The following is a 19,125-nucleotide window of genomic DNA, read 5'->3' on the forward strand; positions in this document are numbered from 1 at the left end:
AACAGAAAGGCCCGGTCCATTTGGACCGGGCCTTTCTGTTTGGAACCAGACTGCGTGCCTAGTGGCTCAGGCTTTTTGCTTCCTGAGGTGCTTCAACTGCTGCGTGGCCGTGGCCGTGGGCCGCTTCCAGCTCAGCAGGGGTGGCCGGAGCTACACGGTCCTCGAAGAACCACTTGGAGAGGAATGCGCGCCGTTTCTCCTTGCGGGTCACCACACCGTGCTCATTCGGTACTGCCGGCAGAACCTCAGGCGACTCAAAGCCCACGAGTTTGTAGCGCTTGTACTCGTCCAGTGGTGCGTGCACCTCGATGAACTCGCCGTGCGGGAGTCGGACGATACGCCCGGTCTCGCGTCCGTGGAGGGCGATCTCGCGGTCCTTGCGCTGCAGGGCCAGGGCGACCCGCTTGGTGACGATGAACGCAATGATCGGGCCGATGATGAACAGGGTACGCAACCAGTACGTGACATCGTTCAAGGAGACGCCGAAGTGGGTGGCTATGAGGTCGGAACCTGCAGCTGCCCACATCACGCAATACCAGACGAAGCCGGCCATGCCGATGGCGGTACGGGTCGGGGCGTTGCGCGGACGGTCAAGCACGTGGTGCTCACGGTCGTCCTTGGTGATCCACCGCTCAATCCACGGGTACATGAACATCACCGTGAACAGAATGCCGGCGGGCACCAGGGCCGGGAGCAGGACGTTGAAGCTAAACACGTAGCCGAACCAGTTTTGCTCGACCTGCCAGTCTCCCAACGTACCGGGCATCAGGCGCAGCGCGCCGTCAACAAAGCCGATGTACCAGTCGGGCTGGGTACCGGCCGACACGGGGGAGGGGTCGTACGGACCGTAGTTCCAGATCGGGTTGATGGTGAAGAACCCGGCCATGAGGGCCAGGACACCGAAGACGATGAAGAAGAATCCACCGGCCTTCGCAGCGTAGACAGGACCCAGCGGGTAACCCACAACATTGTTGTCGTTGCGGCCCGGACCGGGGTACTGGGTGTGCTTGTGCACGACGACCATAAAGAGGTGCAGGACGATCATCAGCAGGATCAGTGCCGGCACCAGCAGGATGTGCAGCATGTACAGGCGGCCAATGATGGCAGTGCCCGGGAATTCTCCGCCGAAGAGGAAGAACGAGATGTACGTGCCCACGATCGGGATGGACTTGATCACGCCGTCGATGATGCGCAGGCCGTTGCCGGAGAGCAGATCGTCGGGGAGGGAGTAACCCGTGAAACCTGCGGCCATAGCCAGGATTAGGAGGACACTGCCGACGACCCAGTTCATTTCGCGGGGCCTGCGGAAGGCTCCGGTGAAGAAGACCCTCAGCATGTGCACGGCGATGGAAGCCACGAACAGCAGCGCTGCCCAGTGGTGGACCTGGCGCATAAAGAGGCCGCCACGGACATCGAAGGAGATGTCCAGTGACGAGTTGTAGGCCACCGACATTTCAACGCCCTTGAGGGGAACGTAGGAGCCGTCGTAATGCGTCTCCGCCATGGACGGATCGAAGAAGAACGTCAGGAACGTGCCCGAAAGCAGCAGGATGACGAAGGAGTACAGAGCTACTTCGCCGAACATAAAGGACCAGTGGTCCGGGAAGACCTTGCGTCCGAATTCACGGAGGATTCCGGAACCGCCAACACGTGCATCGACGAAGTCGGTGAACCGGCCTGTCTTGGTTTTGGCGACGAAAGCGGGCTCAGCTGTTGATGCTGCGCTCATGCATATCACGCTCCCAGTAACTTGGTCCTACAGGTTCTTTGAAGTCGCTGGTGGCGACCAGGTAGCCCTCGTCATCAACTGCGATGGGCAGCTGGGGGAGCGGCCGGCTGGCGGGGCCGAAGATCACCTTGCACTCTTGCGTGAGGTCGAAGGTGGACTGGTGGCACGGGCACAGCAGGTGGTGCGTCTGCTGCTCGTAGAGAGCAACGGGGCAACCGACGTGGGTGCAGATCTTGGAGTAGGCAACGATGCCGTTGTAACCCCAGTCTTCGCGGCCCGCGGAGGGGTTCAGCGAGTCGGGATCCAGGCGCATGAGCAGCACAACGGCCTTGGCCTTCTCGTTGAGCTTGCCCTCGTGAAGTTCGTTCAGGCCCTCCGGGATGACGTGGAAGGCTGAACCGATGGTGACGTCGGAGGCCTTGATGGGCGTTCCGTCAGGGTCACGGGCGAGGCGCTTGAGCTTGCCGTCCGTGGGTGCCCACATGGTGTGGGCGAGCTTGTTGTCCGGGCGCGGTCCGAGGTCACCGAAGATGGCAACCGCAGGCAGCGGGGCAAGTGCAACTGCACCCAGCAGGGTGTTGCGGATCAGCGGACGGCGCTTGATGCCCGTCTCTTCCACGATGTCGTCAACGATTCGGACAGCAGCCTGGCGGTCCTCTTCGTAGCGGATGGCGTGGCGCTCTTCGGAGACTTCGTGGTCCGGCATCAGGGCCTTGGCCCAGTGCACGATACCGGTACCGATGCCGAGCATCGCGAAAGCCGTTCCAAGGCCCAGGAGCATGTTCTGGAGCCGGATGTTGCCGATAGTTGATTCGCCGGCCCCCAGATCAATGGCGAAGTACGCCACCAGGAAGATCAGGGTTCCAACAACAGAGATGCCAAATAGTAAGGCGACCTGCCGTTCTGCCCGCTTTGCGGCCTTCGGGTCCGTGTCAGCCAGGCGCAAACGGTGCGGAGGAATTCCAGGGTCCTGGAACTTCTCCACCTCATTCTGACCAGCCGTAGCTACGGTGCCCGAGTGGTTCGGACTGCCGTCACTATGGTTGCCCATAATTCGCCTCATCCTTCTCTCGTCCCGGCGGGTGCCGGGTTAGTTTCTAATATCAAGCTGCTGACGGATCAGCAGAAGTTGTGGAGGGCTTCGCGGAGGTCTTAGGACGTCCGCGAGGTCAGCCAGATGGTGAAGGCGATGATGACGCCGAGACCTGCTACCCAGACGAACAGGCCTTCTGCGACGGGACCCAGGGATCCCAGCTCAGCGCCGCCGGGGGAGCCGCTGGTTTCAATCTGCTTCAGGAAGGTGATGATGTCGCGCTTGCCTTCAGGGGTGATGTTGGAGTCGCTGAAGACCGGCATGTTCTGCGGACCGGTGACCATGGCCTCGTAGATGTGCTTGCCGGACGTATCCTCCAGGGCAGGCGCGAACTTACCGCGGGTCAAGGCGCCGCCGGCGGCGGCAGCGTTGTGGCACATGGCGCAGTTGGTGCGGAAGAGTTCGCCACCGGCGGCTGCATCGCCGCCTTCGTCGAGCAGGCTCTCTTCAGGGATTGCCGGGCCGGCACCCAGGGAGGCAACATAGGCTGCAAGCTGGTGGGTCTGCTCATCGTTGAACTGGACGGGCTTCTCCAGAGCCTGGGGGCCGTTCATCTGCATCGGCATGCGGCCGGTGCCCACCTGGAAGTCAACCGATGCGGCGCCAACACCGACGAGGGACGGGCCGTCCTGGGAGCCACTCCCACCCATGCCGTGGCAGGTGGCGCAGTTGGCGGCGAAGAGCTTGCCGCCTTCTTCGACGTCATTTGCACTGAAGGTGGTGGTGGAGGCCTTGGCCTCGTTGACGGTGGTGGCCACGGCGTACAGCCCGCCGGTGATGAGGAGCCCCATCAGCAGCAGCGCTATTGCTGCCAGTGGGTGACGCCGCTTTTGCGAGAGTGCCTTCACGTGGTGGTTCCTTTATTCGATCCTGCGCCGGCTCCGGGAGCCGCTACCTGAAATTCTGCCTCTTGTAGAAAAAGAATCAAAGCTGGCTACTTGAGTACGTAGATGACCAGGAAGAGGCCGATCCAGACGACATCCACGAAGTGCCAGTAGTACGAGGTGACGATCGCAGACGTTGCTTCAAAGTGCCCGAACTTCTTCGCGGCAAAGGAACGGCCCATGATCAGGAGGAAGGCCACAAGGCCGCCGATCACGTGGAGACCGTGGAAGCCGGTGGTCATGTAGAAGGCCGAACCATAGGCGTTCGAGGAGAGCGAGACGTGCTCGGAAACCAGCATCGCGTATTCCGTGGCCTGGCCGGCGACGAAGAACGCCCCCATAAGGAAGGTCAGCGTGAACCACTCGTTCATTCCCCAGCGGGCGAACTGGAAGGCCCCGCCGGTTCGGCGCGGCTGCAGCCGCTCGGCGGCGAAGACGCCCATCTGGCAAGTGAATGAACTTGCCACGAGGACGATCGTGTTGGCGAGCGCAAAGGGGAAGTTGAGCTTGGCCGTCTCATCCGCCCACATTTCCGCACTCGTGGAGCGCAGGGTGAAGTACATGGCGAAGAGACCGGCGAAGAACATCAACTCGCTGGACAGCCACACAACGGTTCCAACGGAAACCATATTGGGGCGGTTCAGCGTGGGGTGCGCCGGGGTACTGGGGGCATGGGTCGCAGATGTCACATAGACATTATGTCTGTAAAAGTCCGTGCTGCCCAACGCAAACCGCCTTTTCGGGGGACTTTTTCTACAAAGACGCGAAATCGCCGCAAAAAGTTTCCCTGCCCGTTCATATTGGTCACTCCCGGCCATCCCCCGATAGCATCAGCAGGTGACTTCACAGGCATCTGCAGCGGCGCCAGGCCACACCTGGCCGCGGCTGATCTCGGCACTGATCAGCGGCAAGGACCTCACGGCGGACAGCACCGCCTGGGCTATGGACACCATCATGTCCGGGGAAGCGACGCCCGCCCAGATCGCCGGATTCCTGGTGGCCCTCAGCGCCAAGGGCGAAACCGTCGAAGAGCTCTCCGGCCTGGTGGACGCCATGCTGGCCCACGCCAGGCCGGTCTCCATCACAGGTGAAAAGCTGGACATCGTCGGGACGGGCGGTGACCAATTGAACACCGTGAACATTTCCACGATGGCCGCCCTGGTGGCTGCCGGGGCAGGCGCGAAGGTGGTTAAGCACGGCAACCGGGCGGCGTCGTCGTCGTCCGGCTCGGCAGACGTGCTGGAGGCACTGGGCGTCCGCCTTGACCTGTCCATCGAACAGGTGGCACGCAATGCTGAGAATGCGGGCATCACCTTCTGCTTCGCCCAGGTCTTCCACCCCTCATTCCGGCACACAGCCGTGCCCCGGCGCGAACTGGCCATCCCCACCGCTTTTAACTTCCTTGGCCCGCTGACCAACCCGGCCAAAGTCCAGGCGTCAGCAGTGGGGGTCGCGAACTCAAGAATGGCGCCGCTGGTTGCCGGCGTCCTGGCCCAGCGCGGAAGCCGTGGCCTGGTGTTCCGCGGAAATGACGGGCTCGACGAACTGACCACCACGGGTCCCTCAACTGTCTGGGAGATCCGCAATGGCAGTGTGACGGAACTGACGTTTTCCCCAGCGGACCTGGGCATCAAACCGGCAACTGTTGAGCAGCTCCGCGGGGGAGACGCCCAGGCCAATGCCGCGGTGGTCCGCGATGTCCTTGCTGGCAAGGAAGGTCCGGCCCGGGACGCCGTTCTCCTTAATGCGGCAGCCGGCCTGGTGGCGTTCGACACCGGTGCGGACGGCCCGTTCCTCGACCGGATGCAGAAGGCATTCAGCCGCGCAGCCGAATCCATTGGCTCAGGCGCTGCCGCAGCCGTCCTGGAGAATTGGGTCTCGCTGAGCCGTCAGTGATCGCCCTGCCCGGCTACTGCTCGAAGCCGAGGGCGAAAGCAGCGTCCAGGTCATGCTGGGAGTAGGCGCGGAATGCGATGTGCGTTGTTGTGTGGACGACGGCAGGAACCTTGGACAGGCGGTCCGCAATAACGTCGGCCAGGTCCTCGTGCCGGGGAACCCGTGCCACCGCGATCAGGTCCCATTCGCCGGTAACGGAGTACACCTCGCTGATGCCCTCGATCGCTGAGATCTCCTCGGCCGTCTCAGGAATGCGGGCAGCGTCGGTCTTGATCAGAACGAATGCGGTGATCACGATAAATCCTTCCGGATCTGTTGCGCCGTAGCATAGCCCGGCAAGCTTCTCGGTGCTGCCAGCCTATTACATCAGGGCGGGCTGCCCGCGGACCTCAGCCGCGCCACCTTCTTTCAGGCGCTCCGGAGCCGCCGGACCCCTGCCCATGCCAGCCGCCACCCCACAAGCAGCAGCCCCAGGCTCAGCAATGCCACGATGATGAACGGCAGCACAACCGTCTGGCCCGTCAGCAGCCGGAGCACCATGCCGCCCCCCAGGGCCCCCAGCCAAACCGCCAGGCCCGTCCAGCGCACCGACAAGGGGTTGCGCCATGCTCTTGCCGCCATCCAGCCAAGGGCCGCCCCGGCCAAAAACGGCCAGGCAGTGAGCAGCACTCCGGCAACAACGTCCCCCCGTTGGTGGGCGTCACGGCCGACGGCGGCAAACACCAGGATCAGGACCGCGTCGGCAATGGCCGCAGCTGCTGCCAGCCGTCCCGGGAACGAAGGGCGGGTCCGGTGGATCGAAGGTGTCATGGTTTCGAGCCTAGCAATGGCCAGTGGTTCCAGTGGGGCCGCCCTACCGGACGCTCGGTTACCCCTTGCCGGACATCCTGTCATTGAGCAGGATGGACGAACCAGGCAGAAGGAAGGCGGGAACCATGCGGTTGATCCAGGTTGCCCAGTACGCCGGCGACCTCCGGCGCGCAGCGGAATTTTACTCCGAGCTGCTGGCGGTCCAACCCACGGCGGTGTTCGACCCGCCCGGCCTGGTGTTCTTCGACCTCGACGGCGTGCGGCTGCTGCTGGAGGCCGGTGCCCCGCGGGCTCTTTTGTATCTGGACGTTCCGGATGTAAGGAAGTCCGTGGAGGAGCTCACGGGCAGGGGAGTGGACGTAGTGGCTGCGCCGCACGTGATCTACAGCCACACTGACGGGCTTCTTGGTCCTGAAGGCACGGACGAGTGGCTGGCATTCATCCGGGACAGCGAGGGCAACACGCTGGGACTCGTCAGCCAGCTGGCGGCAGGACCCTCCGCCCCCTGACCGCCCGACGTGTGAGCCCACTTGCGCCTTAAGGCCGTTGTCCCCCCGGGGCTTCAGCACTAGGCTCAAGCCGGAAGGGAGGAACTATGCCACGCACCATCGGGACATGTCTTTGGTTCGAAAACCAGGCGGAAGAGGCCGCAGAGTTCTACACGTCAGTGTTCGACGACTCGAAGATACTCAACATCTCGCGCTTTGGCGAAGGTGCGCCCGGTCCCGCAGGCCAGGCCATCGCCGTCGAGTTCGAGCTGGAAGGCCGCGGGTTCACTGCGTTGAATGGTGCACGGGCTTCCAGTTTCACCGAGGCAGTCTCGTTTGTGGTCGACTGCGAGGACCAGGAGGCCGTGGACCGCTACTGGACGGCCCTGACGGACGGTGGCAGCGAAAGCCAGTGTGGGTGGCTCAAGGACCGCTTCGGAGTATCCTGGCAGATCGTTCCCTCCGTACTGGGCTCGTTGATTGCCGGGCCGGACCCACAGGGGTCGCAGCGGGCGATGCAGTGCATGCTCGGAATGCGGAAACTGGACATTGCTGAACTGCAGAGAGCCTACGACGGCTGACTCCCGGGTGGCCGTACCTGGGTGGATGCCCGATCCAATTACGGCAGTACTCCCGGAAAACCCGGCCGGCAGCAGGTCCAATGAATAAACCGCTCTGGATCTGCTGCCTCGTGGGAGCCGCCGTCGGAATCACGTTGGGCCTTGCTGTCTTTGACAGCCCGTTTATCGGCTTCGCCCTGGGCCTCGGCATTGGCGCAGTCGTCGGGGCAGGGATCAGGCCGCGCCGCTGACTTGCCAGCCCCTGTTGCTGCAGCGGGCCGGGCTATGCCACGAAAGCCCCGGCGGGTGCGTCGATATGTGAAATATGAAACTCCGCGCCGGCAGCGACCAGCCGCGTGCGATAGCCGGACCGCAACTCCACGGAACGGGTCCATCCGCCGATGCGCACCGTGTGCGCCCGGGACGCGGCGGCATTGCGCGGCGTCAATGAAAGTTCGACGGCGGCGCCTTGCTCCCAGCGAATGTCAACGGTGATGCCTGGCCGGGCAACCAGCCCGCTGACGCTGCCCGCGGCGAGTTCCCCCGGAAGCGCGGGCAACACGCGGATTTCTCCGGCGTGGCTCTGGAGGAGCATCTCCGTCACCGCTGCGATGAACCCGAGGTTTCCGTCCACTTGGAAAGGCGGGTGCGCAGCGAACAGATTCGGGTAGAGGCCACCGGAGTGGTCCACGGCCGTGGTGGCGACAGGCCTGAAGATAAGGCGCAGCAGGTCGGCTACCCGCTCCGGTTCCCCGAGCCGGGCGCGGAGGCACAGCTTCCAGATCAGTGACCAGCCGGTGGAGTCGTCGCCCCTGCGGTCCAGCGTTGTGCCAACCGCCGAGCGCAGGTCACGGGACAGGGGAGTGCTGCCGGGATAGGCAAAAACCAGGTGCGAAACGTGCCGGTGGTCCGGTTCCGTTTCGGGGTGGGATGGGCCCCACTCGAGGACAGTACCGCTGCTGATGGCCGGGGGAGCGATCCGCGCCCGTGCAGTGGCAGACTCCCGCACAATGGGGTGGTCCGCTTCGCCTACTTCTTCAGCCAGGGCAAGTACGGTGTCAAAGAGCCAGCTCAGCAGCGCCCGGTCCATTCCGGTGGAGGTGCTAACGGCGGCCCTGCCTTGTCCACTCAGGTAGCAGTTTTCGGGGGAGGTGGAGGGCCGGGTCTGCAAAGTGGCGCCGCCGTCGTCGATGAGCCAGTCGCATGCGAACTCTGCGGCTCCGACTGCGATCGCCCAGAAGCGCCGCAATTCGTCCGGAGTGGCTGAGCCGAAGCGTCGCCGCTCATCCAAGTGGCAAACGAGCCACACGCCGCCCATTGCCCACTGGGACCAGCTGGCATGTCCGGACGTGGGGGACGTAAACGCCCAGGCGTCACTGTTGTGGTGCGTTGCCCAGCCGCGCGTTCCGTAGAGGGTTCGAGCCGTGGCACGTCCGCGTTCTGCCAGTGCCTCCACCAGGTCCAGCAGTGGCTCGTGGCACTCGGCAAGGTTGGCTGCTTCTGCTCCCCAGTAGTTCATTTCAGTGTTGATGTTCAGCGTGTAGTTGGAGGACCATGGCGGCTGCAGTTCGTCATTCCAGATTCCCTGCAGCGTTGCCGGCAGGGTGCCGGGCCGGGAGGACGAGATCAGCAGGTACCGCCCGTAATCAAAGAGCAGCGACACCAGGCCGGGATCAGCAGCCGGAGCGGCGCCTGGCTGTCCGGCGGCCGTCAGGATCCGCTGGTCTGTGGGCAGGTTTGGAAGGATTGTTTGCGCATCGGGGCGCGGCTCGAGGACCAGGCTCACCCGGTCAAAAAGGAACCTGTGGGCTTCCACGTGGTCCTTCCACAGCACGTCAAAGCCACGGTCCAGGGCTGCATGGGCACGGGCGGAGGCTTCTGCGGCGCAATCGCCGGCACTGCCGCGCGGCGGGTGGCCGGGTGCCGTGAAAGTGGTGCTGGTGGCCAGCACCAAGACCAGTTCGGTGATACCGGAAAGGACGACTAACGCAGTACCACCATCGCTGCTGGCAGCACCGGGTTGTCCATCGTGGGCCAGGGCCAAGACAGCCGCGCCGGCCACCGGTGCGATCCCCGGCAATTCCCAGGTCAGGGGCGGCTCGTCCGGTTCGTGGCCGGGAGCGGCATCCGCGGGAAGATGTAGCTGCAGGGAGAGTTCGCTGGATCCGGACGCGCAGTACGTCTGGCGAAGGGGAGTCTGGAGGCGCAGGATGACCTCAGTGGGGGACTCAGAGCGGAGCCGGTGCACCAGTACCTGGTCCGGGGCGCTGATGAAGGATTCCTGCCGGATGCTGGTGCCGGCCGCCTCCTGAAGGCTGCTGTGCGTAGCCGAGCGAAGGGACAGGCCACGTTCCACCAGCCGGCCGGGCTTCAGGGTCTCTATGAACACGTCGGCAAACGGCAGGTATGCCTGGGAGTACCGGCCCTGCAGTGCCTCGAGGTCACGTTCTGCATCAACCGGCCGGTCCTCGGCTATCGCCGCCCGCGCACTGGCAAGGGCGGCCGACGCAACTTTAGGGCTGATGGCTTCACAGCGGTGCTCGCTGGCCGGGCTCCCTGACCATGCCGTACTGTCATTGACCTGCAGCCTGACCTGGTGTTGAGCCGCCAGCACCATGGCGCCGAGACGGCCGTTGCCCAGGGGAAGCCCGTCCAGCCAGTCCAGCGCTGGGGAGGTGTAGTAAAGGTCGTTGGCCGTCATGTCAGGGAAGCAGGCTTTCCGGGACGTGCCCGAGGCTACGGGACGGCTGAAGTTTTGGGCACGTTGATGTCATGGCGTGCACTTTACCCGGCGGAGCGGTTGGGCACTGTTAGTGCCGCACCACGTCTATTCAGTTCGTTGTTTCAGTCAATAAATGTGTTCGGACCGAGACCTTTGCGGGAACGCTTTTCCGCTGCCCCGTCCATAGGGTGAACTCATGGACGCAAATTCAGAGAACAGCTCACCGCGGTGGCCCTGGGCTATGGCGATCCTGGGCTTAGTCGTCTTCAACGTCCTTTACCTCGGGTTCAGACGTGGTGAGTGCCTTGATGCCGCAGAGGGCTCGGGCGCTACAAGTGTATGTACCAGTGGTCCGCTGTTCGGGATTGAAGGCACATGGATGCTGGGAGTTCTAAGCGGGGCGGCCGTCGTCTACTTCGCGTTACGTCTCAGGCGGGCAACAAGAGCCGGTGGGAATAAGGAAACAGGGCTAAGCCGAACATCTCGCCCCGGGCGGTAGTTGGCGCAACGCCAGTCTTGAAGCCGTCCCAATAGCCGGTCGATGCAGGGTGAAGACCCCCAATGTCCTTCTGAGGGCCGTTGCCGGGAATCCCGTATGACCTGCCTCGTTGGTTGGTAGATCACCGCCAATAGGAACGGGTGGGCGATGGGCCGCTACGGGCCGGTTGGCGAAGGGGACGCGGTGACCACTACGTTCTTGCCATTGGGATCGCCCGTGTGGCAACTGATCAGTACCAGCCTGTTGGGTACAACAGCCCAGACGGTGCTGTCCCGCAGGGTTGCCTTCGTGTAGGTAGCGACCGAATCCACTTGAAAGTCCAGGTTCCCCGCCGCTGTCCAAACTGTCAGCTTGTCGCCCGGAGCGGTTGCTGTGCTCAGTTTATTGAACGGTGCCTCCCGCCCTACCCAACTATGGCCGATGATATAGGTTGTGTTCGAGGAGCCTGCACCGGGAGAACCAAAGGACGCCAGCCAATAGCCGTCCATCGTCTCCGGCGGCACGAGGTTGCGGCTGGCCTCGGCTTCCGCATCAGGGTCGAGGGCGTGAACGGCAACGTCCATGCCGGCGGCGGGGTAGCGTATGCGAATCGGTGGGGAAGCCACCGGATCGCTAGCAGCATGCGGAACCGGACGCCGTTCACTGATGACTTGCGGCGACCCCACAGAACCCGCGGGTGGATTGACATTTGATGCAGCGCCGCACCCCGCAACCAGGAGCAAGCCCGCGAGGCTGCCTGCAAGAACAGAGGTGCCTCGGAACTGTTGGAGACGTACGGCGAGCACGGCTTTTATCGGGCAGAGCCCTTCGCGTGGGCCCTTGATCTCCAGACCGTCCATACGCATCCGGCCGCGAGGAGGCCGCTGGCCCAGCCCAACCAGGTGGGGAGGAGATGGCCGGATTCCGTCCGGACAGGTTGCGCTTGAACGCCGGTATCCACGTTGTATCCCAGATTCGTGCTGGCAACGCCCGGCGCTTTCCCGGGGTTTGCCGGTGGAGCGGGAACGGCTGGACCTGCCGGTGAGCCCGCCGCTCCAACGCAACCGTTGTTGAAGATCACAACGTTCTCCGGGGTCATGTTCTGGCCAGCAGGGGAACCGCCAAACCCGGGAAACGGAATGATGTCGCCACTGTGACTTCCATGGCCATTCAGGTTATTGCCATGGCGAGAGACAAGAAACGGCTCATACGTGCCCGACTCTGTGAGGTGGCAGATTAACGCGCCCGATTGGTTTGCGACTGGGGCCGCGACGGCGGGAGCATTTCCGCCAGCCATTCCCAGCCCCGCGATTCCCAAAACGGCAATAGCTTTTCGCATCCAATGGCCCCCACCAGTTTGATTTTCCTCATCGTGCAGTCGGTTTGAACGCTAGATCGCGATCCTGCTTAAGTCCACCAGGGGAAAGCATGAGACTGGAAATGGGCGCCACTTCCAACCCTTCTCAACCGCAACTTAACATAATGTAGATTATCGGCGTTTTGTATCGGACCCGGGAGGGGCGGGAAACAATACATTTGCGACCCGTGCCCAGTATCGTTCATGGGGACGATGAATCCGCAGGTCAGCATTGTCTTATTCCGGGCGCTCGTTAAGAATGAGTCAATGACGGTCTACGTGCGATCACTTGAAACTGCAGTTCCTAAAACGATGCTGATCCAGGCAGAAGCCCGTGACGTCTTTGCGGCCCAGCCCGGATTGTCCAGGCTTGGTTCACGGCTGGTCAATACCTGTTTTGATTCCGCGGCGATTGATACACGCTTCACCGCCGTCGAAGAACTCACCACGGATCATCGCGCCGAAAATCCGCAGTTTTTCGATCAGGAGACCGGCCTGCTGCTGAACCCTGGCACAAAGGTCCGCAACGATATTTTCGGCCGCGAGGCAACCAAGCTCTTTGTGGAGGCTGCCCGCTCCGCCGTCAACGCTGCCCCAGAACTCGATTTACTTGACATAACTCATCTCATCACCGTCTCCTGCACCGGGTTCTTCAACCCGGGCCCTGACTATAAGGTGGTTCGGGAGTTGGGCCTGGATCCCGCTGTCCAGCGCTACCACTTGGGCTTCATGGGCTGCTACGCAGCTTTCCCTGCACTGCGCGCCGCAAAGCTGTTCTGCGAGGCCGACCCGCAGGCCGTTGTCCTGGTGGTGTGTGCCGAGCTGTGTTCCCTGCACGTCCGCACCTCAAACGATCCGGACACGATCATGGGCTCAGCCCTGTTCGCTGATGGTGCGGCCGCCGCCGTCGTCACTGCACGCAGCGGGTCGGCGGAAAAGTCCCTGCTCCAGCTCGATCACTTCGAGACGGTCCTCACCCCGGTCGGCGAGGACGCGATGGCCTGGAACATCGGCGACCACGGATTCGAAATGGTGCTTGGAAATTATGTGCCGCACATCATCGATGACCATATTGTGGGTGCCCTGCGGCCCCTCCTGGCCAAGGACCCGGAACTGGAAGCACTCCCCTACACCTCCATCCGGCACTGGGCCATCCATCCGGGCGGCCGGAGCATCCTGGACAAAGTCCAGTCCCGGCTCGGCCTCACCGAAGAGCAGCTGGTGCCGGCGCGGGAGACGCTGCGGAACTACGGAAACATGAGCAGCGCCACAGTACTTTTTGTCCTCAAACACATCCTGGAACAGGAGCCTGAGGACGGGGACGAACGCATCTGCTCCATGGCCTTCGGCCCGGGACTCACAGTGGAAACCGCGCTGTTCACAAAAGTGGGCCAGGCTCCCAGTGCAGGACTGGTGGAACACGTGCCGGGCCAGGCAGCGGCAGAAGTATCGGTCCCCTAATCCATGGACTTGCTGTTGCGGCAGCGCGCCGTCGACGCCTTGGAAATCATGGACAGGCCGGACTGCGACGCCCGGCTCCTCCAGAACACGTACCGCCAGTTCGCATTGGTCAACCGCGCGCTTGCGGGTTGGCGGGGGCTTTATGTCAGGGAGCTTCGTCCCTCCCTGGCTGCGAACACCGCTCCAGCCACACTGCTCGACATCGGCGCCGGCGGAGGTGACCTCGCGCATATGTTGGCAGGCTGGGCACGGCGCGACGGACTTCCGATGCACATCACCGGCATAGACCCTGATCCACGTGCGGCCGCGTACGCGCTGGCAAGGCCGCCCATACCCGGTGTGCAGTTCCGGCAGGCGCACAGCGCGGATCTTCTCCGGGAAGGAAGGCACTTCGACTTCGTCATTTCGAACCACGTCCTGCACCACCTTTCGGCGCACGAACTTCAGCAGCTGCTCGCCGATTCAGCCGCTCTCAGCACTAAAAAAGCGCTGCACAACGACTTGAGGCGAAGCCCCGCCGCCTACGCCCTCTTCTCTGCCGCCGCGTTGCCGTTCCGTCGTTCTTTCATCCGGGCGGACGGCTTGACGTCCATCCGCAGGAGCTACACCCCCGCCGAATTGGCGGACCTCGCTCCCCCGGGCTGGACCGTTGAAACCAGCTCCAAATTCCATCAGATTCTCGCCCTGCGCAGAAACTGACATGTCAACGGAAACGGAGGTTCTGATCATCGGCGGGGGCCCGGTGGGCCTGTACCTGGCCGCCCTGCTGCTTCAGGACGGCGTCAGCGTCAAGGTCCTGGAGCAGAGGCAGGCCAGGAACCTGCACTCACGGGCCATCGGCATCCATCCCCCCGCCCTTGAGGGTCTGCAGCGCATCGACATTGCGGCTTCCGCGGTGCAGGAGGGCGTACAAATCCGGGAAGGGTTGGCAGTCAGCGGCGGAAAGACTGTGGGCACCATGTCATTCGCCGGAGTCTCGGAGGCCTTTCCCTTCGTGCTGGCCCTGCCCCAGTTCCGCACGGAACAGCTTTTGGAGGAGCGTGTCCGCCAACTGGACGGCGCCGCCCTCGTCAGGGGTGTGCGCGTCAGGCGGGTGAAGGACGACGGCGGGCAGGTCGCCGTCGCCGCCGGACCTGCCGGGGAGGGCACAGGCAGGGAATCTACGTGGACGGCATCCTTCGTTGTAGCGGCCGACGGCGCGCGGTCCCAAGTGCGCGGCCTCCTGGGTGTGCCCGTGCGCCAAAAAAACTATCCCGACCACTACCTCATGGGCGATTTCCAGGACGCCGGGTTTTACGGCGAACGGGCAGTCCTGTTCCTTGAGCCGCGAGGCATCGTTGAGTCTTTTCCGCTGCCGGGCGGGGTCCGGCGCTGGGTTGTGCGGTTGGGGAAGCCTGCCGGTACCGCCACGCCGGATGAGTTGGCACAGCAGGTCCTGCGCCGAACCGGGATCTTCCCGGATGCCCGCACCAATACCATGGTGAGCGCGTTCAGCGTCCGTTCAACCATGGCCCGCCGGATGATGGCCGGGAGGGTGTTCCTGCTCGGAGATGCTGCCCACGAGATCAGCCCCATTGGCGGACAGGGCATGAACCTCGGGTGGCTGGACGCCTGGGCCCTTTCTCCCCTCCTCCAGGCGGCACTTGCAAACCCCGAGCAGGTTGACCTGCAGTTCAAGGAGTTCCAGGCCAACCGGCAACGTGCCGCGAGGCTGGCTCAGCGGCAGTCCGAGATCAACATGCTGCTGGGGCGGCCGTTGCCCCGGCCCTTGCTGGACCTCCGAAATCTGGGGATCAGCGCGGCAGCTGCCACCCCGTCAGTAAACCAGTGGGTGGCCCGCCGCTTCACCATGCAAGACCTGGACAGGCAGCCGGCGTGGGCGCCGCTTTGGCCTACCGGACGTAGCAGGGTTACCTGAAGTAGCAGTCATAGCTGTCCTGGCTGACGATCAGCCCATCGCTGACTTCAAACACCGACGACGTCCTGGCCCGGATAATCTCCCCCCGGTCCCAGTAACGGAGGTCCATCAGGGCCGTCGCGGACCAATCCGCTTCCACCGCCACCCGTCCGCCCTCACAGGTGGTCCGCCTGACCACAAACTTCTGGTCGGCCACCACTTCCGGGCTTTGGTCGGCGCCCGCCAGGACCTCCGCCAGCCCGCGCGTGGAGCCTTCGGGCGCCAGGAGGTGCGGCGCCTCCACCAGGACAAAGGAGTCGGCGAGGAAAGGCCTGATGGCTGCCGCTCCCCCGCCGGATTCCAGGACGCGGATGAATTCAAGGACATGGTCCAGCGGCGGGGTCTGCACGGAGGAGTCTTCAGGCACGGGATAGACACTAGCCGAGCCGGGGCCGCCCGGCCGCTAGGCTTTCCCCATGAACCAAGGCGCGCCGGAGACCACCCACACCGCAGAGCAGATCCGCGAAACCGTGGAGCGGATCCTCGAAGCAGGTGCGCTCCCGCCCATTGTGCAGGCAGGTCACCCCGCGCTCAGGCAGCGCGCTGCCGCCTTTGACGGGCAACTGTCCGACGACCAGCTCGGGCACCTGATTACGCTCATGCGCCAGGTGATGCATGAGGCTCCGGGCGTGGGGCTGGCCGCGCCTCAACTCGGTATACCGCTGCAGCTGGCCGTCGTGGAGGACCAGTTCGACGTCGATCCTGAGGCCGCCGCCCTGCGTCACCGGAGCCCCCTGGACTTCCTTGTGGTCCTGAACCCCCGCTACACGCCCCAGGGCGATGGCTTGGCATCCTTCTACGAGGGCTGCCTCTCCCTCAACGGCCTCCAGGCCGTGGTGGCCCGGTACGAGAATGTGCTTCTTGACTTCCAGACTCCGGATGGCACAGGGATGCAGCGGGAGTTTTCCGGCTGGCAGGCCAGGATTGTCCAGCATGAGACTGACCACCTGAACGGTGTGCTGTACGTGGACCGCGCGCAGCTCAGGTCCCTGAGCACCAACGCCGAATACGCCGCCCATTGGGCAGAGCCAGGCATCGCCAAGGCGCAGCAGGGGCTCGGCTTCGGCGCAGGTCCTGCCGGCATCAGCCTCCACTGATCTGCCGGTACCACGACCCGTCCAGAAAAACCGGATGCTGGAGCCATAGGATGGTTCGCATGCCCCCTACGACTGACCTGCCACTGTTGTGCCCGGTGTGCCGGAAACCGCTGGAACGTCGGACAGCCGCCGATGCCGGTCAGAACCGCCTGGTGTGCCCTGCCGGCCATAGCTTTGACGCCGCACGCCAAGGCTACTTCAACCTGCTGGTCGGGAAGGGCACTGCTTTCGAGGCCGACACCGCGGACATGGTCCAAGCACGCTCCGATTTCCTGGCGGCGGGGCATTACCGCCCGTTGGCAACTGCGGTGGCAGCCGCCGTCGTGCCCTGCCTGCCTGAAGGGGGCAGTGCCGTCCTTGACGCAGGGACGGGAACGGGACATTACCTCAGGGCTGTACTCGATCAGGCCGCGGCGCGCAGCCGCCGCCACGTGGCTGCGCTGGGCGTGGACATCTCCAAGTTCGCGCTGCGCCGCGCCGCGCGGCTCAACCCCGAGGCCGTGAACCTGGTATGCGATGTCTGGCAGCCACTGCCGCTGGCAGATAATTCGGTGGACGCCATCACCGTCATCTTTGCGCCACGCAATGCCGCCGAGTTTGCCCGAATCCTGCGACCCACCGGGCGGCTGGTGGTGGTTACTCCACGGAGCGGGCACCTTGCCGCCATCGCAGCCGCTACCGGCATGCTTGGCATCGAGGAAGACAAGGACGCCCGGCTGGCCGAAGCGATGGGCAGCCATCTCGACGCCGAGACAAGCACCGACGTCGGGATTCAACTGGCACTGACCCGCCGGGAGGCCGCGGACCTCGCCTATATGGGCCCGGCCGGCCACCACCTTGCCCGGCGGGACCTGTCTGAACGGCTGCTCGCGATGCCCGAGCCGGTCCAGGCCGAAGCCAGGTTTAGGCTGACGGTGTTCCGGCCGAGGAAAGCGGCCGCGACGTAACGACTTGGCCACTATCGCTGCCCCGCTGGTGAGAGCCCGCCCACAGCGAAGTGGGCCGCACTAAGATTGAAGGACAGTTACTGGCGGGTGCGCGCGTGCAAGCTCCCCGTAGCGAAGGGGGAGAACGTTGTTCGAATGGCTCGGGGAAAACTGGTGGGCATTGTGGCTCACGGCCTTCCTGGCGTTTGCAGTGATCGAGATGATCACGCTTGATCTGTTTTTCATCATGCTCGGCGGAGGCACCCTCGCCGCACTGGTCGCGGACTTCGCAGGCGCGGACCTCTGGCTACAGATCGTGGTCTTCTGCGTGGTGTCCCTGCTCATGATTGCCTTTGTCCGGCCCGTGGCTCTGGCCCACCTGAAGAACGGTCCGTCAGAGCAGCGCACCAACATTGACCGGCTCATCGGCGAGCAGGCCGTGGTGATGGAACCGGTGACATCCGACGGCGGACTGGTCAAGATCGGCGGAGACATCTGGACAGCCCGTTCTGCCGGGGGCGTTCTTCCCGCCGGCCAAAAAGTTGTGGTTTCCGCCATCGAAGGAGCCACGGCAGTGGTGTCAGCGCCGCCGGAAGCAGTTGGCCAGTCCTGATACAGCCTGAACAAATGGGGAACAAGGAGATGTATGGATAACGCAGGAGGAACTGCATTGGCCATTGTGCTGGTGGTCCTGATCGTGTTTGTGATTATCGTGCTGGTCCGGTCGGTGCGGATAATTCCGCAGGCCCGCGCAGGCGTGGTCGAACGGCTGGGCAAGTACCAGCGCACGCTTAATCCAGGGCTGACCATCCTGATCCCGTTCGTGGACCGGCTCCTGCCGTTGCTGGACCTCCGCGAACAGGTGGTGTCGTTCCCTCCGCAGCCGGTTATTACCGAGGACAACCTGGTGGTCTCCATCGACACCGTGGTCTACTTCCAGGTTACGGATCCGCGGGCGGCCACCTACGAGATCGCCAACTACATCCAGGCGGTGGAGCAGCTGACCACCACCACGCTGCGCAACGTTGTGGGCGGCCTGAACCTCGAAGAGGCGCTCACCTCGCGCGACCAGATCAACGGCCAGCTGCGCGGCGTCCTGGACGAGGCCACCGGCCGCTGGGGCATCCGCGTTTCCCGCGTGGAGCTCAAGGCCATCGACCCGCCCCACTCCATCCAGGACTCGATGGAGAAGCAGATGCGCGCGGAGCGGGACCGCCGTGCCGCCATCCTTACTGCCGAAGGCACCAAGCAGTCAGCCATCCTGACGGCCGAAGGCCAGCGGCAGGCGTCCATCCTGGCGGCGGAAGGCGACGCCAAAGCCGCCATCCTGCGTGCCGACGGCGAGGCCCAGGCCATCCAGAAGGTCTTTGACGCCATCCACAAGGGCAATCCGGACCAGAAACTGCTGGCATACCAATACCTGCAGACCCTTCCAAAGCTCGCGGAAGGTTCTTCCAACAAGCTGTGGATCATCCCCAGCGAAGTCGGCGAAGCCCTCAAGGGAATCGGCAACGCATTGGGGGGAACCAACCCTGATCCCGCCGCGGCGGGGTTGTTCGACGAAGTGGGAGCCAAGACCTCCGAGCCATAGGCTCAAGGCCGGGAAAGCGTTTCGAGGGGATCCGCAGCAATTGCGGATCCCCTCTATTTTGGCCCGGATGGCATGA

The 19,125-nt window shown here is 63.7% G+C and carries 20 protein-coding genes; 11 read left to right on the forward strand and 9 right to left on the reverse strand.

All coding sequences use genetic code 11. From position 1 onward, the window contains the following. Positions 1-58: 58 nt before the first annotated feature. The 4 genes from qcrB to ctaE all read right to left on the reverse strand — a co-directional run bounded on the left by qcrB (position 59) and on the right by ctaE (position 4,395). Positions 59-1,729: a cytochrome bc1 complex cytochrome b subunit gene (qcrB, locus tag AC5RV1_RS00840; RefSeq protein WP_493948367.1), complete on the reverse strand. Its 1,671-nt coding sequence runs from the start codon at positions 1,727-1,729 to the stop codon at positions 59-61. Then, positions 1,707-2,780 carry a cytochrome bc1 complex Rieske iron-sulfur subunit gene (gene qcrA / locus AC5RV1_RS00845; RefSeq protein WP_493948366.1) on the reverse strand — a complete coding sequence of 358 codons (1,074 nt, stop codon included), beginning with the start codon at positions 2,778-2,780 and terminating at the stop codon, positions 1,707-1,709. Before qcrA ends, qcrB begins: the two co-directional genes overlap by 23 nt. Positions 2,781-2,881: 101 nt before the next feature. After that, the gene (gene qcrC, locus AC5RV1_RS00850; protein WP_493948365.1) at positions 2,882-3,670 is read right to left on the reverse strand and encodes a cytochrome bc1 complex diheme cytochrome c subunit; all 789 of its coding nucleotides are present in this window, start codon (positions 3,668-3,670) and stop codon (positions 2,882-2,884) included. 86 nt (positions 3,671-3,756) lie between these two features. Continuing rightward, positions 3,757-4,395: an aa3-type cytochrome oxidase subunit III gene (gene ctaE, locus AC5RV1_RS00855; protein ID WP_493948364.1), complete on the reverse strand. Its 639-nt coding sequence runs from the start codon at positions 4,393-4,395 to the stop codon at positions 3,757-3,759. 148 nt (positions 4,396-4,543) lie between these two features. Here ctaE and trpD point away from each other — a divergent pair, with 148 nt between their 5' ends. Further along, on the forward strand, positions 4,544-5,602 hold the full coding sequence (gene trpD / locus AC5RV1_RS00860; protein WP_493948363.1) for an anthranilate phosphoribosyltransferase: 1,059 nt from the start codon (positions 4,544-4,546) through the stop codon (positions 5,600-5,602). A gap of 13 nt (positions 5,603-5,615) precedes the next feature. Here trpD and AC5RV1_RS00865 read toward each other — a convergent pair whose 3' ends face one another. Both AC5RV1_RS00865 and AC5RV1_RS00870 read right to left on the reverse strand, forming a co-directional pair. Next, positions 5,616-5,897 (reverse strand): Lrp/AsnC family transcriptional regulator, encoded by a 282-nt coding sequence (locus AC5RV1_RS00865; protein WP_139029459.1) that lies wholly within the window; start codon positions 5,895-5,897, stop codon positions 5,616-5,618. Positions 5,898-6,010: 113 nt separating this feature from the next. Beyond that, on the reverse strand, positions 6,011-6,412 hold the full coding sequence (locus AC5RV1_RS00870; protein WP_493993154.1) for a DUF3054 domain-containing protein: 402 nt from the start codon (positions 6,410-6,412) through the stop codon (positions 6,011-6,013). A gap of 125 nt (positions 6,413-6,537) precedes the next feature. Here AC5RV1_RS00870 and AC5RV1_RS00875 point away from each other — a divergent pair, with 125 nt between their 5' ends. The 3 genes from AC5RV1_RS00875 to AC5RV1_RS00885 all read left to right on the forward strand — a co-directional run bounded on the left by AC5RV1_RS00875 (position 6,538) and on the right by AC5RV1_RS00885 (position 7,711). Beyond that, complete coding sequence (locus AC5RV1_RS00875) at positions 6,538-6,921, forward strand: VOC family protein (RefSeq protein ID WP_493993155.1); 384 nt, start codon at positions 6,538-6,540, stop codon at positions 6,919-6,921. Between the two features lie 86 nt (positions 6,922-7,007). After that, a complete protein-coding gene (locus AC5RV1_RS00880; RefSeq protein WP_493948360.1) occupies positions 7,008-7,481 on the forward strand; it encodes a VOC family protein in 474 nt (157 codons plus the stop codon). An 80-nt stretch (positions 7,482-7,561) separates the two neighbouring features. Further along, the gene (locus tag AC5RV1_RS00885) at positions 7,562-7,711 is read left to right on the forward strand and encodes a hypothetical protein (protein ID WP_493948359.1); all 150 of its coding nucleotides are present in this window, start codon (positions 7,562-7,564) and stop codon (positions 7,709-7,711) included. A 32-nt stretch (positions 7,712-7,743) separates the two neighbouring features. Here AC5RV1_RS00885 and AC5RV1_RS00890 read toward each other — a convergent pair whose 3' ends face one another. Both AC5RV1_RS00890 and AC5RV1_RS00895 read right to left on the reverse strand, forming a co-directional pair. After that, positions 7,744-10,161, reverse strand: a complete 2,418-nt coding sequence (locus tag AC5RV1_RS00890; RefSeq protein WP_493993156.1) for a glycosyl hydrolase family 95 catalytic domain-containing protein — start codon at positions 10,159-10,161, stop codon at positions 7,744-7,746. Between the two features lie 675 nt (positions 10,162-10,836). Beyond that, a complete protein-coding gene (locus AC5RV1_RS00895) occupies positions 10,837-11,244 on the reverse strand; it encodes a class F sortase (RefSeq protein WP_493993157.1) in 408 nt (135 codons plus the stop codon). A 1,040-nt stretch (positions 11,245-12,284) separates the two neighbouring features. Between AC5RV1_RS00895 and AC5RV1_RS00900 the strand changes: the two genes are divergently transcribed. The 3 genes from AC5RV1_RS00900 to AC5RV1_RS00910 are packed head-to-tail and all read left to right on the forward strand — an operon-like array spanning position 12,285 to position 15,396. Continuing rightward, on the forward strand, positions 12,285-13,478 hold the full coding sequence (locus AC5RV1_RS00900; RefSeq protein ID WP_493993158.1) for a type III polyketide synthase: 1,194 nt from the start codon (positions 12,285-12,287) through the stop codon (positions 13,476-13,478). A 3-nt stretch (positions 13,479-13,481) separates the two neighbouring features. After that, positions 13,482-14,177, forward strand: coding sequence for a class I SAM-dependent methyltransferase (locus AC5RV1_RS00905; RefSeq protein ID WP_493993159.1), 696 nt, complete (start codon positions 13,482-13,484; stop codon positions 14,175-14,177). Position 14,178: 1 nt separating this feature from the next. Further along, complete coding sequence (locus AC5RV1_RS00910; protein ID WP_493948354.1) at positions 14,179-15,396, forward strand: FAD-dependent oxidoreductase; 1,218 nt, start codon at positions 14,179-14,181, stop codon at positions 15,394-15,396. Here AC5RV1_RS00910 and AC5RV1_RS00915 read toward each other — a convergent pair. Continuing rightward, positions 15,389-15,802: a nuclear transport factor 2 family protein gene (locus AC5RV1_RS00915; RefSeq protein ID WP_493993160.1), complete on the reverse strand. Its 414-nt coding sequence runs from the start codon at positions 15,800-15,802 to the stop codon at positions 15,389-15,391. The two genes, AC5RV1_RS00910 and AC5RV1_RS00915, sit on opposite strands and share 8 nt — an antisense overlap. Positions 15,803-15,851: 49 nt before the next feature. Here AC5RV1_RS00915 and AC5RV1_RS00920 point away from each other — a divergent pair, with 49 nt between their 5' ends. From AC5RV1_RS00920 to AC5RV1_RS00935, 4 genes are all read left to right on the forward strand, one after another. Then, positions 15,852-16,532: a peptide deformylase gene (locus AC5RV1_RS00920; RefSeq protein WP_493993161.1), complete on the forward strand. Its 681-nt coding sequence runs from the start codon at positions 15,852-15,854 to the stop codon at positions 16,530-16,532. Between the two features lie 59 nt (positions 16,533-16,591). Next, positions 16,592-17,479, forward strand: a complete 888-nt coding sequence (locus AC5RV1_RS00925; protein ID WP_493993162.1) for a putative RNA methyltransferase — start codon at positions 16,592-16,594, stop codon at positions 17,477-17,479. Between the two features lie 127 nt (positions 17,480-17,606). Then, a complete protein-coding gene (locus AC5RV1_RS00930; RefSeq protein ID WP_493948350.1) occupies positions 17,607-18,071 on the forward strand; it encodes an NfeD family protein in 465 nt (154 codons plus the stop codon). A gap of 33 nt (positions 18,072-18,104) precedes the next feature. Beyond that, a complete protein-coding gene (locus AC5RV1_RS00935) occupies positions 18,105-19,049 on the forward strand; it encodes an SPFH domain-containing protein (RefSeq protein ID WP_163163758.1) in 945 nt (314 codons plus the stop codon). The last annotated feature ends 76 nt before the right edge of the window (positions 19,050-19,125 follow it).

Source organism: Arthrobacter sp. Hb9-2, assembly GCF_059091165.1.